Origin of the sequence: Hasllibacter sp. MH4015, assembly GCF_020177575.1 — a bacterium.
Taxonomy (GTDB): domain Bacteria; phylum Pseudomonadota; class Alphaproteobacteria; order Rhodobacterales; family Rhodobacteraceae; genus Gymnodinialimonas.
Genome location: NZ_JAHTBK010000001.1, coordinates 1,233,928 through 1,246,718, shown reverse-complemented (window position 1 = coordinate 1,246,718; position 12,791 = coordinate 1,233,928). Strand labels below are relative to the sequence as shown.

The following is a 12,791-nucleotide window of genomic DNA, read 5'->3' as shown; positions in this document are numbered from 1 at the left end:
GCCGATCAGGTCACGCGGTTGCGCGCGCGGTACTCGGGTCGGTCCCACAGGCGATTGGTCAGAATATCCTCAAGAATTACCGCCGCTTGCACGACATCTCCTTCGTCGAGGTAAAGCGGGGTGAAGCCGAAGCGCATGATGTCGGGGGCCCGGAAATCTCCGATCACGCCCCGAGCAATCAGGGCCTGCATGGCGGCGTAGCCTTCCTCGAAATGGAACGAGACCTGGGAGCCGCGCCTGGACGGATCGCGCGGACTGGCAAGGACCAGATCGGGGCAACGCGCCTCCACCTCCGCGATGAATGTCTCCGACAGCAGAATCGACGCCGCGCGAAGGTCGTCCATGTCGACCTCCTCCCAGATCTTCATCGCCTCCTCCAGCGCACTCATCTGCAGAACCGGGGGCGTGCCCACGCGCATCCGTTCAATCCCCAGGCCGGGCCGGTAATCGAGATCGAAGGCGAACGGCGCTTCATGGCCGAGCCAACCGGACAAGGCCGGGTCAATGTCCCCCACGATATCGGGGCGCACGTAGATGAAGGCGGGCGCGCCCGGCCCGCCGTTGAGGTATTTGTAGGTGCACCCGACCGCGAATTCGGCGTCGCAGCCCGACATGTCCACGGGTAGGGCACCTGCCGAATGGGCCAGATCCCAGATCATCACGGCCCCTGCCCCGTGGGCGCGCGCCGTGATCGCCCCCATGTCATGCACCCGTCCGGTCCGGTAATCGACTTGGGTTATCATCACGGCGGCCACGTCTTCCGTGATCGCGTCCGCCACCTCTTCGGGGGCCACGATCCGCAATTCGTGGCCGTGGTCGAGGTGCCGGATCAACCCCTCGGCCATGTAGAGGTCCGTCGGGAAATTGCCGCTGTCGGAAATCACAACCCTCCGGTCGGGCCGCATCTGCAACGCGGCCGAGAGTGCCTGGTAGACCTTCAACGACAGGGTATCCCCCATCACCACGCTGCCGGGTGCCGCGCCGATGATCCGCCCGACCTGATCGCCAACGCGCGTGGGCTGCGCCATCCAGCCATCCACGTTCCACCCCTTGATGAGGTTCGCCCCCCATTCTGCGTTCATCGCTTTTCCAACGCGTTCTGCAACGCCCTTGGGCAACGGACCAAGCGAGTTTCCGTCAAGGTAGATCACCCCATCGGGCAACTCGAACTTGTGTTTCATCGGCAAACTCATAGCTGGCCCCTCACATTCCAAAGCTCCGGAAATAATTCCACTTCCAGCATCCGGCGCAGGTATTTCACGCCCGATGTCCCGCCCGTGCCGCGTTTGAAGCCGATGATCCGCTCCACGGTGGTTACGTGGTTGAAGCGCCAGCGGCGGAAGTAATCCTCCAGATCCACCAGCTTCTCCGCCAGCTCGTAAAGCGTCCAGTGCCGCTCCGGATCGCGGTAGACCTGTGCCCAGGCATCCTCGATCGCCGGGATTGGCGCGTGGGGCGCATCAAGCGGGCTGTCGGGCAGTTCCAGCCTCAGCGCCGCACCCAGATGCGTGATGGCCACATCGTAGAGCGACGGCTGGGTCAGCTCCTGCGCCAACATCGCGTGCAGATCCTTGCGGTGTTCATGCACCTTCATCATTGCCGTGTTCCGATTGCCGAGGATGTATTCGATCAGCCGATATTGGTGCGATTGGAAGCCGCTCGATTCCCCCAGATCCTCCCGAAACTGTGTGTATTCCGACGGGGTCATCGTGCGCAGCACGTCCCACGCACCGTTGAGTTGTTCGAAAATCCGCGCCACGCGGGTCAACATCTTGAAGACGGGCGGGAAATCTCCGCTCTGCAAGGCCCACCGGGCGGCGTCCAGCTCGTGCAGGGCCAACCGCATCCACAGCTCCGACGTCTGGTGCTGGATGATGAACAGCATCTCATCATGGGCATCGCTCAGCGGTCTGGACGCGCCAAGGATCGGATCGAGCGACAGGTAATCGACATAGCTCATCGCGCCGTCAAACGACATGCGCGCGCCGTCATGTTCGGGTGGTTTCGCCATCTCGCCCCTCCTGCGCGCCATTTGCGCAGGGACGCGGGGGATTGCCAACCCTAGGCGGGCCCGATCACAAGGTCCGTCCCCTCATGTCGTACCGGTACGGGGTCAAGCGCGCAGCCTTGCCCGAACCCATCGACCCCCGCGCCGCTTAACGCGTCAAATCCGGCATCGTGCGCGGAGCATCGAAGCAGCGTTCCGTCCGGCGACAATACGTTTGCCGACCGGTAATCAAGCGGCAGGAACTGGTGCGGGCATGCATTCACGTAGGCGCGCAAACCCTCCGCGCTGGCCACCAGCAGCAGGGGGAAGCCATCAAGATCGAACGCCGCAACGCCCTTTGTGGGAACTTCCGCCCGCGCGCAAATCCGCGTCCCCGGCGCCGGGGCATTCGGGAAGCTCTTCCACGCATCGCTGTTCATGTTTACCCCCCCGCCGCCATACCGATCCGCCCGCGCGCCGGGCCGAACAGGCAGGCCAGCGCAAGGATCAGACCCGAGACCGCCGCCACCATCCCCGCCGCCGAGACGGAGCTGTTCGCCCCCAGCCAGATCGGTCCGTATCCCGCAAGGACGTAGCCAAGGATCGCCGAAAGGGTCGCGAAGCCCAGGCTCCACGCCACCTGACGGCCCAGGCTGTTGGTCATCAGGCGCGCCGCGGCTGGCGGGCAGATGAACATGGCGATCACGATGATGGAGCCCACCGCATCGAAGGCCGCAACCGCCCCAACCGCCGCCGCCGTGACAAGCCCGAACCCGATCAGGTTCACCGGCAAGCCGATGGAGCGTGCAAACCCCTCATCGAAACTGGCCAGTTTCAGCGGGCGCCAGAACACCAGCGTCAGGATGGCGACCAGCGCCGCGACGATGGCCATGCGTGCAAGCTCCGGCGGCAAATGGGACAGCGCCACGGGATCGACCAGCGATCCCCAACCCTCTGCGCGTAGCCAGATCAATTGTTCCAGATTGCCCATCAGCGCGTGTTCCACGTCCAGATGCACGTTCGACGTATCCGATTGCTCCAGCAGCAAGACGCCGCCCGCGAAGAGGGAGGTGAAGACAACCCCCATCGCTGCCCCAGGCTCTATCTTGCCAAGACGGCGCACCGCCTCGATCAGGACAACGGCGACCAGGGCCGCTGTCGCCGCCCCGACCAGCATCGGGCCGGTCGCCACCATCCCCGTCACCAGGAACGCCACCACGATACCGGGCAGGACCACGTGGGAAATCGCGTCCCCGATCAGGGCCTGCCGCCGCAGGATCAGGAAATTGCCCGGAAGCGCGCAGGCCACCGACGCGAAAATGCCGATCAGGATCGGGGTCAGGGAAAACTGAACGAACTCCGCCCCCATCACGCCGGTCCCACCTGATGGGGCGTGCCAAATTCGGCATCGAACTGCGCGATCTCATCCGCGGTGAACACCTCCTCGATGGGCGTCAAACCGTCATAGCGCCCGGTCAGGGCCGTGTCGTGGTGCAGGCGTCGCGCGACCGACCAGCGCCGTTCGTCGCGGGAAATCCTTGTAGCGGCAGCGCGCCCTGCATCGGTGGCAACCCCGTCCGGCCGCATCAGGCCCTCGGCGGTCAGGATGCGCAGGGTCAGGGGATCGTGGATCGGCTCCGCCCGGCTGACCGCCAGCAGCCCCTGGCGCCGGTGGACGCGGCGCTGGAACGCACGGCGCGCCAACAGCGTCGCCAGAACACCGCGCGCGGGCGCGAGCAAAAGCGAGACGGCAAACAGGCTGGCCGCCACGAGCACGATGATCGGACCCGTCGGCAACGACGGCGCGGAGGCCGAGATCGCGGCCCCGACCCACCCCGACAGCGCGCCCAACAGGCCCGCCGACCACACCACGTTTTCCGCCCGTTCCGACCAGAAGCGCGCCGTGACCGGCGGGATGATGAGCAGCGCCACGATCAGGATCAGGCCGACGAGTTTCAGGCCGATCACGGTGACCGCCAGCACCACGCCCATCATCGCCAGATCGACCCGGCGCACGTCGATGCCGCTGGCGGCGGCGAATGTCGGATCGAAGGCCACCATCGTCATCGGTCGCCGTAACACCCAGATCGCCGCCACGACCACCGCACCACCGGCCGCGATCAAGACCGCGTCCTGGAACAGCATTCCCGCGGTGGAGCCGAGCAAGAAGTCCTCTAGCCCCGCCTGCCGACCGCGGCTCATCCCCTGAATGACGGTCAGGATCACGACGCCAAGGCCGAAGAACACCGACAGGACCGCGCCGATGGCCGCATCCTCCGACAGGCGGGTGCGGCGCACCATCCATTCCACCGCCAGAAGCCCACACCACGCCGACAGCGCGGAACCGGCAAGCAGGCCGACCAGGCTGCGCCCGTCCGCGCCAAGGGCCACCATGACGATGAAGGCGAGCCCCACGCCGGGCAGGGTCGCATGGGCCACCGCATCGGCCACCAATGCGCGCTTTCGCAGGAACAGGAAACTGCCCCCCGCCCCCGCCGCGAAACCGAGAAGCGCGGCACCGATGGCAACCAGCGCCGCGTTATACCCGGCCTGGAAGAAGAGCGCGTTCAGGAAATCCGACATTCACGCACCGGCCAGCGCCAGCCCATCGATCTGGACCGCGCCAAGGCGTCCGCCATAAGCCTCCGTCAGGGTGGCGGCGGTGAAGGTCGTGGCCACCGGGCCTTCCGCGATGCGCCGCAAATTCACCAGCAGCACATGGTCGAAATACTCCTTCACGGTGCCAAGGTCGTGATGCACCGCCACGATGCTGCGCCCGTCGGCCTTGAGGGATTTGAGCACGTCGATGATCGCCCGCTCCGTCGCCGCATCGACACCCGCGAAAGGTTCGTCCAGCAAAAACAGATCGGCATTCTGCGCCAGCGCCCGCGCAAGGAAGACGCGCTGTTGCTGCCCCCCGGACAATTGCCCGATCTGACGCTCCGCGAAATCCGCCATTCCCACCCGGTCAAGGCAGGCCAGCGCCGTCGCGCGGTGGCCGCCGCTGATCCGTTTCCACAGGCCAAGCTGGCCGTAGAGGCCCATCAGGACGACATCGAGCGCCGTGGTGGGAAAGTCCCAGTCGACCGATGCACGTTGCGGCACATAGGCGACGCGGTCGCGGGCCCGGTCGATATCGCGGCCAAACACGCTGACCTCCCCCGAAACGCGCGGGATCAGGCCAAGTGCGGCCTTCAGAAACGTGGATTTGCCTGCCCCGTTCGGGCCGACAATGGCGGACATCTGTCCGGCGGGAAACGCCGCGTCGAGCGAGAAGAGCGCGGGCTTTTCGCCGTAGGTCACGGTCAGGCCGCGCACCGCAAGGGGGCTTGAGGGATCAAGTCCCGCTGGCATGTCCACCAATGTCAGCTCCGCCATGTCAATTCACCATCAGCCTTCCCTGCATCCCGCCTTCCGGGGCGTCGCCCCCAAGCGCGCGGGCGATGGTGGTAACGTTGTGGTCGATCATGCCGATCCACGTCCCCTCGTAGGTGCCCGCCGGTCCCATCGCATCGGAATAAAGCTCGCCACCGATCACGACCTCATGGCCGCGGGCCGCAGCCCCTTCGATCAGAGCCCGGATGTTGCGATCGGAGACGGAGGATTCCACGAAGACCGCGCCGATCTCGCGCGTCACGATCAGGTCCACCAGCTCCGAGATGCGCTGCAACCCGGCCTCGGATTCCGTGGAAATTCCTTGGATACCAACGACTTCGAAACCGTAGGCCGCGCCGAAATAGCTGAACGCATCGTGGGCCGTGATCAGCACGCGGGCCGTGTCAGGCACGGTGTCCAGCGTGGTCTCGGAATAGCTGGCCAGCGCCTCGATCTCCGTAACGAAGGCCGCGGCATTCGCGGTGAAAATGTCTTCGGCATCCGGCATGGCATCGGAAAGTGCGGCCTCAACCTCTGCCACGACACCGGCCCAGAGCGCGGGATCCATCCATACATGGGGATCGAACTGGCCCGCGTAATCCTCTGACCCCAGCAATGCGTCGTGCGGCAACGCCTCCGCCACCGGCATGACCCGGTTCGTCTCCGCCAGCTCCAGCAGGAATTCCTCCATCTGCGCTTCAAGATACAGGCCGTGCCACAACACAAGGTCGGCGCGCGCGGTCGCCACGATGTCGGAGCGTGTCTGCCGATAGGCATGGGGATCAACGCCCGGCCCCATAAGCGCTTGAACTTCCACCATATCTCCGCCGACTTGACGGACAGCGTCGGCGATCATGCCGGTGGTTGTCACAACCGAAAGCGCCTCCTGGGCCGGGGCGGTTGCGGGGAAAAGGGCGGCTGTCACCGCCAATGCAGGAAAAACTCGTTTCATTCGCCAAGGTCCTCTGAACCATCGCCGTCCCAGCTGTATATGCGATGCATTCGCAGAAAGGCAAGGCTATTGCGAATGAGTTGCAAAAACGTGAAGGGATCGACGGATTACGGCGTGATGTAATGCAAGGTCTTGAATTCACGGCGAAATGCGGCGACCTCCTGGGCGAGGTCTTCGGGGCTGTCGCTGCGCAGCGCGCGCGCAATCATGTCGGCAAGGCGGTCAATTTGCCCCTCGCCCTGCCCCATACCCCAGCGGACAAGTTCCGGCGTGCCGATCCGCAAGCCGTTCATATCGCCGGAAATTTCCGCCATCGGCAGCCCGATGCCACAGGCGATCAGGCCCGCGCGATAGAGGTGTTTGGAGGCCGCCTGCCCGCCGCCCCATTCGTGGGCGGCAATGGCGAATTGGTGGCTTCGGGTGGGGCCCTCCGCCGTCTCGAACACCGGAACCTGACGGGATTTCAATGCCTTGGCCAGTTCATGCGCGACGCGCAGCATTTCTGCCGCGTAAGCCGGACCGTGATCGCGCCAATCCAGCAACGTGCGTGCGAGGGCCGCGGATTTGGAGGCGTCGAAATTGGCGGTCATGCCCGGAAAAGCGATGGAGTCCAGACGCTTGGCGATGTCTGCATCATTGGTCACGATCATGCCGCCCGCTGGTCCGCCAAGGCTTTTGTAGGTGCTCATGGTCATCAGATGCGCGCCCGCCGCTAGTGGGTCGGGCCAGACCCCGCCCGCGAACAACCCGCATTGGTGGGCGGCGTCCATCAGGACGGTTGCGCCGACCCCGTCGGCAATCGCGCGCACCTCCGCCACCGGGTGCGGCAGGAGGTTGAGCGACCCGCCAAGGGTGATGAGCGCGGGGCGCTCCTTCTCCGCCAAATCGGCCAGACCGGGTATATCAATGGTATAACAATCCGCATTGACCGGCGCCTCAACGATCCGCAATCCGAAGAGGCCGGCACAGCCCGCGCCGTGGTGGGTGACGTGGCCCCCGATACTGGCGGGCGGCACGATCACGGTGTCGCCGGGTTTGCAGGTCGCCATGAAGGCGTAGAGGTTCGCCATGGCCCCCGACGCCACGCGGATTTCCGCAAAACGCGCACCGAAGATTTCGGCGGCAAGCGCGGCGGCGATGACCTCCGCCTCCTCGATCGCCTCCAACCCCATCTCGTACTTGTCGCCGGGATAGCCAAGCGACGGGCGCGTGCCCATGCCGTTCGCAAGCAGCGCCTCCGCCGCGGGATTCATCACGTTGGTGGCGGGGTTGAGGTTGAAGCAGCGATCCTCGTGGATGCGGCGGTTCTCCTCCCCCAATGCGGTCAGCCGTTCGGCGAGCGCCGCGCTGTCGGTGACGGCGGTTCGCGCCGCGATGCGCTGAACCAGATCCTCGCTGCCCGAAGGAACCCAATCACGTCTCACCAAAGCCATTCCGGTCCCTCCATTCGTGGGGCGACGAAACAACCGCGTGACGCCGGGCGCAACGGGAAACTAGAGGCGGCGGCCCTGGTCCGGGTCGAACAGATGCACCGCCCCGGGCTTGACGCTCAGCTTCGTGGCGCCCGTGGCCGCGGCGCGGTCCTTGGGCACGGCAACGGAAAACGCCTGACCCGCGACATGGCCGTGGAGCAGGCGCTGCGCGCCCAATTCCTCAATGATATCAACGTCGAAGGGCAGATCACCGTCATCGGCGGGCGTCACGTCCTCGGGCCGGATACCGACGGTCAGCGGCCCGGCATGGCCGTTGGGGGTCGCTTGCGGCACCGCGGCCCCGCCCTTCAGCGTGACGGCCCCGCCCGTCGCCTCCCCTTCCAGCAGGTTCATCGGCGGCGCGCCCATGAAGGCCGCGACGAAGGTGGAGGCGGGGTGTTCGTAGATCTCGTTGGGTGTGCCGATCTGTTCGATATGCCCGTTGCTGAGCACGATGATGCGGTCGGCCATGGTCATCGCCTCGACCTGGTCATGGGTAACATACATCGCCGTGGTGCCAAGACGGCGTTGCAGCGCGCGAATCTCGATCCGCATCTGGTTGCGCAGCTTGGCGTCGAGGTTTGAAAGCGGCTCGTCGAACAGGAACAGGTCGGGCTCCCGCACGATGGCGCGGCCCATGGCGACGCGCTGGCGCTGGCCGCCGGACAGTTGCGACGGGCGGCGGTCGAGGAATTCCGTGAGGTTCAGCATCTCCGCCGCCTCACGCACCTTGGCGGCGATGGCGGCCTTGTCCATGCCGCGGTTCTTGAGGCCGTAGCCCATGTTGCGCGCGACACTCATATGCGGGTAAAGCGCGTAATTCTGGAACACCATGGCGATGTTGCGGTCGGCCGGGTCGATGTCGTTGACGACCCGGTCGCCGATGGAAATCTCCCCCTCGGTCACCGTCTCTAGCCCCGCCACCATGCGCAGCATCGTGGATTTGCCGCAGCCCGATGGGCCGACGAGCACCGTCAGCTCCCCGTCGGGGATGGTGAACGTCGACGGCTCCAACGCCTCTGCCCCGTTGGGATAGACCTTGCGGACAGCGTTCAGGGTCACTTGTGCCATATTTTATGGTTCTCTCTTGTTCATTTGTCAGACTCGGTCAGGCCCTTCACGAACCAGCTTTGGAAGAAGACGACGATTAGGACGGGCGGGGTCATCGCGATGATGGCGAGCGCCGCCGCCTGCCCGTAATCGGGCGTCTCGGACCCGTCGGCGTAGGATTGGATGATCTGCCGGATGCCGCGCACGAGCGTGAACAGGCTTTCATCCGTGGTGATCAGCGTGGGCCAAAGGTACTGGTTCCAGCCGAAGACGAACATGATGATGAACATCGCGGCGATCATGGTTTTCGACAGCGGCACGAGGATGTCGATGAAGAACTTCACCGGCCCCGCCCCGTCGATGCGCGCGGCCTCGATCAATTCCTCGGGGATGGAGCGGAAATACTGCCGGAAAAAGAAGGTGGCCGTGGCCGACGCGATCAGCGGGACGATCAGGCCGGTATAGGTGTTGCCGAGGTTCATCCAGGTGATGACCTCGTAGGACGGCAAGATGCGCACCTCCAGCGGCAGGAGAAGCGTGGTGAAGATCATCCAGAAGGCAAGTGTCGCGAATTTCAGGCGGAAATAGACGATGGCATAGGCCGCCATCATGCCCACGATGATCTTGCCGATGGCAAAGCCGAGGCCCAGGATCATCGAATTGGCCAGCATCGTCACGCCATTCACGCTGTCCGTGAAGCCGCCATATTCGAACAGGGCCGCGTCGTAATTTACGCCGAACTGATCGCCGAAGCCGAATTGCATCCCCTGCCGGTGTACCGTGATCGCGTCCCACGACGAGGTGGCGAAGACCATGTAGACGGGCACCAGCATCAAAAGCGCGCCCGCGATCAGGATCGCGTGGTCGCCGATGTCGCCCCAGCGGATGCGCTTGGCAGGCCGCGTCGGGGCGGCCGATTGCGCGGCGGACCGGGTGGAGGTGTCGGTGATGTCAGCCATATCCGTGCCCCCTTTACGTGTAGTGGATGCGGCGTTCCAGGAAGCGGAACTGCACGATAGTAAGGATCAGGACAAGCACCATGAGGACGACCGATTGCGCGGACGATCCGCCCAGATCCTGGCCCCGGAAGCCGTCGACGAAGACGCGGTAGACCAGCGTCATGGGGTTATTGCCCGGCTCGCCTTTCACGATCGTGTCGACGATGCCGAACGTGTCGAAGAGCGAATAGGTGATGTTGATGATGAGCAGGAAGAAGCCCGTGGGCGCCAGCAGCGGGAAGGTGATGTCCCAGAACCGCCGCGTGCCGGAGCGGTTGTCGATCATCGCGGCCTCACGCACCGAGCGCGGGATGGCCTGAAGCCCCGACAGGAAGAAGATGAAGTTCACGGGGATCTGTTTCCAGATCGAGACGGAGATCATCGCCGTGGCCGTGTCCCAGTAATTCACGCCCAGGCGAAACTCGATCCCCATCATGCCCAGAAGCTGGGTGATGTTGCCGCGTGACTGGTCGAACAGCATCACGCCGATCAGGCCCGCGACGGGTGGCGCGATGGCGTAGACCCACATCAGCAGCGTGCGGTAGGTGCGCGCGCCGCGGATCACCTTGTCGGCCTTGACCGCCAGCAAAAGGGCGATGGCAAGCGCGAAGAAGGTGACGAGGCAGGTGAAGATCAAGGTGAACCACGCGCTCGACATGTAATTGGAGGACCGTGCGAGGCGGGTGTAGTTCTCCATCCCCACGAAGGTGGAGCCGAAGCCGAACGGATCTTCGAGGTAGAAGGAGGATTGGATCGCGTAGCCCGCCGGCCAGTAGAAGAAGATCGCGATGATGGCGAGTTGGGGGATCAGGAGCAGGATCGGAAAGCCGATATGCCCGAATGCGGCGCGTTTCACGGAAATGCTCTCCCCCTGGAAAAGTGGCGGGTCGTCTTTTGGTTGGCGACTGGCCGGGACAAACCCGGCCAGCGCGATTATCGTCGGTCGCTCAGCCCTGGGTCTGGGCGAACCGGGCGAGAAGCTCGTTGGCCTCTTCCTCGATGATGGCGAAGGCTTCGTCCACCGTGGCCTCACCGGTCAGGATGCGGCCGTATTCACGGTTCATCACGTCGCGGATCTGCACGTAGAAGCCCATGCGGTAGCCACGGGTCCATTCGCCCGAGGGCAGTTGCAGCTGCTGAACGCCCACTTCGGCGGCGGGGAATTCCTCGTAATGGCCTTGCTCGGCGGTCGCCTCATAGGCGGCGGTGGTGATCGGAACGTAGCCCGTTTCCGTGTGCCACATGACCTGCGCATCGACACTGTCGAGGAAGTCGAAGAACGCCGCGGTGGCTTCGTTCTCGGCCTCATCGAAGCCGGACATGGCGAACAGGGCCGCGCCGCCGATGAAGGTCTGCGTGGGTTCCGTCGTGACCGCCTCCCAATAGGGCAGCATGGCGGCGGAGAAGTTGAAGTCCACGCGGTCGGCGATGCCGCCGAACGAGCCGGAGGAGCCGAGCCACATGGCCACTTCACCGGCCTCGAACGGGTCCTGGTTGTCGCCCCAGCCGGTGCCGTACCACTCGAAATAGCCCGCCTCCTGCCATTCGGTCAGCGCCTCGAAATGGGCGCGGATGGCGGGATGGTTCACGAGGATTTCGGTATCGACGCCGGTATAGCCGTTGTCGTTGGTGGCGAATTGCAGGTTGTGGCGGGAGAAGAAGTTCTCCGTGAAGATCCACGGCAGGTGCGATTGCGCAAGGGGGATGTAGCCCGCCTCCAGCAGCGCGGGCGCGGTGGTTTCGGCAAACTCTTCCCAGGTCGCGGGCGGCTCCACCCCGGCCTCGGCCAGCGCGTCGGCGTTGTAATACATGATCGGCGTGGAGGAGTTGAACGGCATGCCGATCATCTGCCCATCGGCGTCGGCGTAGAAGTTGCGCACGCCCGAGATGTAATCCTCGCGGTCGAAGTCGATGCCGTTGTCGGACATCAGCTGTTCCACGGGGATGGTGGCACCGGTGGCCCCGATCACGGTGGCGGCGCCTGCGTCGAAGACCTGCACGATGTTGGGCTGTTCGCCCGCGCGGAACGCGGCAATCGCCGAGGTCAGGGTTTCCTCGTAAGTGCCCTTGAAGACGGGCGTCAGGACGTACTGGTCCTGGCTGGCGTTGAAGTCTTCGGCCAGCTGGTTGACCGTTTCGCCAAGTTGGCCGCCCATGGCGTGCCAGAATTCAATCTCGGTTTGCGCCTGCGCCGCGGCACCGGCCAGCAGGCCGGCGGCAAGGCCAAGCGACAACGTTGTCTTGAGGGTCATTCGTCTCTCCCATCAGTGATGCACCCGGACCGGGCGCGAAAGGCGCGACCGCCTGCATGTGCAATGCAGCAGGTCGTCATGATCGTTGGGGGACGCACGCGGACCGCATCCTCCCCCAAAGAGTGTCGCGCGGGGATCAGCCTACACCGTCCGCGCCAAAGCGCAATCCGCTTGATGGCCCCCGGCACACTCTCTGGGCGGTGATCTAGGGTGAGTCCGTGACGCCCCTGTGACAGCCGCGCGCGTGACAGACGCGCGCATGACAGCCGCGCGCGGTCAATCCGCGGAAAGGCCCGGAAGAATGCCCGTGGCCGTCGCCTCGTTCACCGCAAGCGGCGTGTCGTAGAGGATCGCAAGGCGGATGAGCGATTTGATATCGACGTCATGGGGCATGGCCGACAGAGGATCGACGAAGAAGATCAGCGCATCCAGACGCCCCTCGGCGATCATCGCGCCCAGTTGCGCATCGCCGCCCAGGGGCCCGGATTTCAGCGGCGTGATCTCCAGCGCCGTCTCATCGCGGATGCGCCCGCCGGTCGTGCCGGTGCCATAGAGGTTGTGGCCCGCCAAGTCCACCTCGTGAGCCCTGGCCCAGGCCACAAGATCGTCCTTCTTGGCATCATGGGCCACGAGGGCGATGGATTTGCGCATGTCATGCCTCCGACACGGGGCGGAACTGCCCCAACGCGCCCGGCATATCGCGAC

At 64.8% G+C, this 12,791-nt stretch carries 13 protein-coding genes; all 13 read right to left on the bottom strand.

Annotated elements, in window-relative coordinates; translation table 11 throughout:
- Window positions 1–5 precede the first annotated feature (5 nt).
- Window positions 6–1,181 (bottom strand): kynureninase, encoded by a 1,176-nt coding sequence (gene kynU, locus KUW62_RS06555; protein ID WP_224814706.1) that lies wholly within the window; start codon window positions 1,179–1,181, stop codon window positions 6–8.
- Window positions 1,182–1,189: 8 nt separating this feature from the next.
- Entirely contained in the window at window positions 1,190–2,011 is an 822-nt protein-coding gene (locus tag KUW62_RS06550; RefSeq protein ID WP_224814705.1) for a tryptophan 2,3-dioxygenase, read from the bottom strand.
- 50 nt (window positions 2,012–2,061) lie between these two features.
- Window positions 2,062–2,427: a Rieske 2Fe-2S domain-containing protein gene (locus KUW62_RS06545; RefSeq protein ID WP_224814704.1), complete on the bottom strand. Its 366-nt coding sequence runs from the start codon at window positions 2,425–2,427 to the stop codon at window positions 2,062–2,064.
- Window positions 2,428–2,429: 2 nt separating this feature from the next.
- Window positions 2,430–3,356, bottom strand: coding sequence for a metal ABC transporter permease (locus tag KUW62_RS06540; RefSeq protein WP_224814703.1), 927 nt, complete (start codon window positions 3,354–3,356; stop codon window positions 2,430–2,432).
- The gene (locus tag KUW62_RS06535) at window positions 3,356–4,570 is read right to left on the bottom strand and encodes a metal ABC transporter permease (protein ID WP_224814702.1); all 1,215 of its coding nucleotides are present in this window, start codon (window positions 4,568–4,570) and stop codon (window positions 3,356–3,358) included. The genes KUW62_RS06540 and KUW62_RS06535 overlap by 1 nt, the downstream gene beginning before the upstream one ends.
- Complete coding sequence (locus KUW62_RS06530) at window positions 4,571–5,365, bottom strand: metal ABC transporter ATP-binding protein (protein ID WP_224814701.1); 795 nt, start codon at window positions 5,363–5,365, stop codon at window positions 4,571–4,573.
- Between the two features lies 1 nt (window position 5,366).
- Window positions 5,367–6,314, bottom strand: a complete 948-nt coding sequence (locus tag KUW62_RS06525; RefSeq protein WP_224814700.1) for a metal ABC transporter solute-binding protein, Zn/Mn family — start codon at window positions 6,312–6,314, stop codon at window positions 5,367–5,369.
- Between the two features lie 107 nt (window positions 6,315–6,421).
- The gene (glyA, locus tag KUW62_RS06520) at window positions 6,422–7,747 is read right to left on the bottom strand and encodes a serine hydroxymethyltransferase (RefSeq protein WP_224814699.1); all 1,326 of its coding nucleotides are present in this window, start codon (window positions 7,745–7,747) and stop codon (window positions 6,422–6,424) included.
- Between the two features lie 60 nt (window positions 7,748–7,807).
- Window positions 7,808–8,857 (bottom strand): sn-glycerol-3-phosphate import ATP-binding protein UgpC, encoded by a 1,050-nt coding sequence (locus tag KUW62_RS06515; protein WP_224814698.1) that lies wholly within the window; start codon window positions 8,855–8,857, stop codon window positions 7,808–7,810.
- Window positions 8,858–8,877: 20 nt separating this feature from the next.
- Window positions 8,878–9,795 (bottom strand): ABC transporter permease subunit, encoded by a 918-nt coding sequence (locus KUW62_RS06510; protein WP_224814697.1) that lies wholly within the window; start codon window positions 9,793–9,795, stop codon window positions 8,878–8,880.
- Window positions 9,796–9,808: 13 nt separating this feature from the next.
- Complete coding sequence (locus KUW62_RS06505; RefSeq protein WP_224814696.1) at window positions 9,809–10,690, bottom strand: ABC transporter permease subunit; 882 nt, start codon at window positions 10,688–10,690, stop codon at window positions 9,809–9,811.
- 91 nt (window positions 10,691–10,781) lie between these two features.
- Complete coding sequence (locus KUW62_RS06500) at window positions 10,782–12,086, bottom strand: extracellular solute-binding protein (protein ID WP_224814695.1); 1,305 nt, start codon at window positions 12,084–12,086, stop codon at window positions 10,782–10,784.
- Window positions 12,087–12,362: 276 nt separating this feature from the next.
- Window positions 12,363–12,737 (bottom strand): methylglyoxal synthase, encoded by a 375-nt coding sequence (locus tag KUW62_RS06495; RefSeq protein ID WP_224814694.1) that lies wholly within the window; start codon window positions 12,735–12,737, stop codon window positions 12,363–12,365.
- Between the last annotated feature and the right edge of the window lie 54 nt (window positions 12,738–12,791).

Excerpts from the sequence above, each read along its gene's own strand:
- kynU (WP_224814706.1), bottom strand. The coding sequence starts at position 1,181 with ATGAAACACAAGTTCGAGTTGCCCGATGGGGTGATCTACCTTGACGGA.
- KUW62_RS06550 (WP_224814705.1), bottom strand. The coding sequence starts at position 2,011 with ATGGCGAAACCACCCGAACATGACGGCGCGCGCATGTCGTTTGACGGC.
- KUW62_RS06545 (WP_224814704.1), bottom strand. The coding sequence starts at position 2,427 with ATGAACAGCGATGCGTGGAAGAGCTTCCCGAATGCCCCGGCGCCGGGG.
- KUW62_RS06540 (WP_224814703.1), bottom strand. The coding sequence starts at position 3,356 with ATGGGGGCGGAGTTCGTTCAGTTTTCCCTGACCCCGATCCTGATCGGC.
- KUW62_RS06535 (WP_224814702.1), bottom strand. The coding sequence starts at position 4,570 with ATGTCGGATTTCCTGAACGCGCTCTTCTTCCAGGCCGGGTATAACGCG.
- KUW62_RS06530 (WP_224814701.1), bottom strand. The coding sequence starts at position 5,365 with ATGGCGGAGCTGACATTGGTGGACATGCCAGCGGGACTTGATCCCTCA.
- KUW62_RS06525 (WP_224814700.1), bottom strand. The coding sequence starts at position 6,314 with ATGAAACGAGTTTTTCCTGCATTGGCGGTGACAGCCGCCCTTTTCCCC.
- glyA (WP_224814699.1), bottom strand. The coding sequence starts at position 7,747 with ATGGCTTTGGTGAGACGTGATTGGGTTCCTTCGGGCAGCGAGGATCTG.
- KUW62_RS06515 (WP_224814698.1), bottom strand. The coding sequence starts at position 8,857 with ATGGCACAAGTGACCCTGAACGCTGTCCGCAAGGTCTATCCCAACGGG.
- KUW62_RS06510 (WP_224814697.1), bottom strand. The coding sequence starts at position 9,795 with ATGGCTGACATCACCGACACCTCCACCCGGTCCGCCGCGCAATCGGCC.
- KUW62_RS06500 (WP_224814695.1), bottom strand. The coding sequence starts at position 12,086 with ATGACCCTCAAGACAACGTTGTCGCTTGGCCTTGCCGCCGGCCTGCTG.
- KUW62_RS06495 (WP_224814694.1), bottom strand. The coding sequence starts at position 12,737 with ATGCGCAAATCCATCGCCCTCGTGGCCCATGATGCCAAGAAGGACGAT.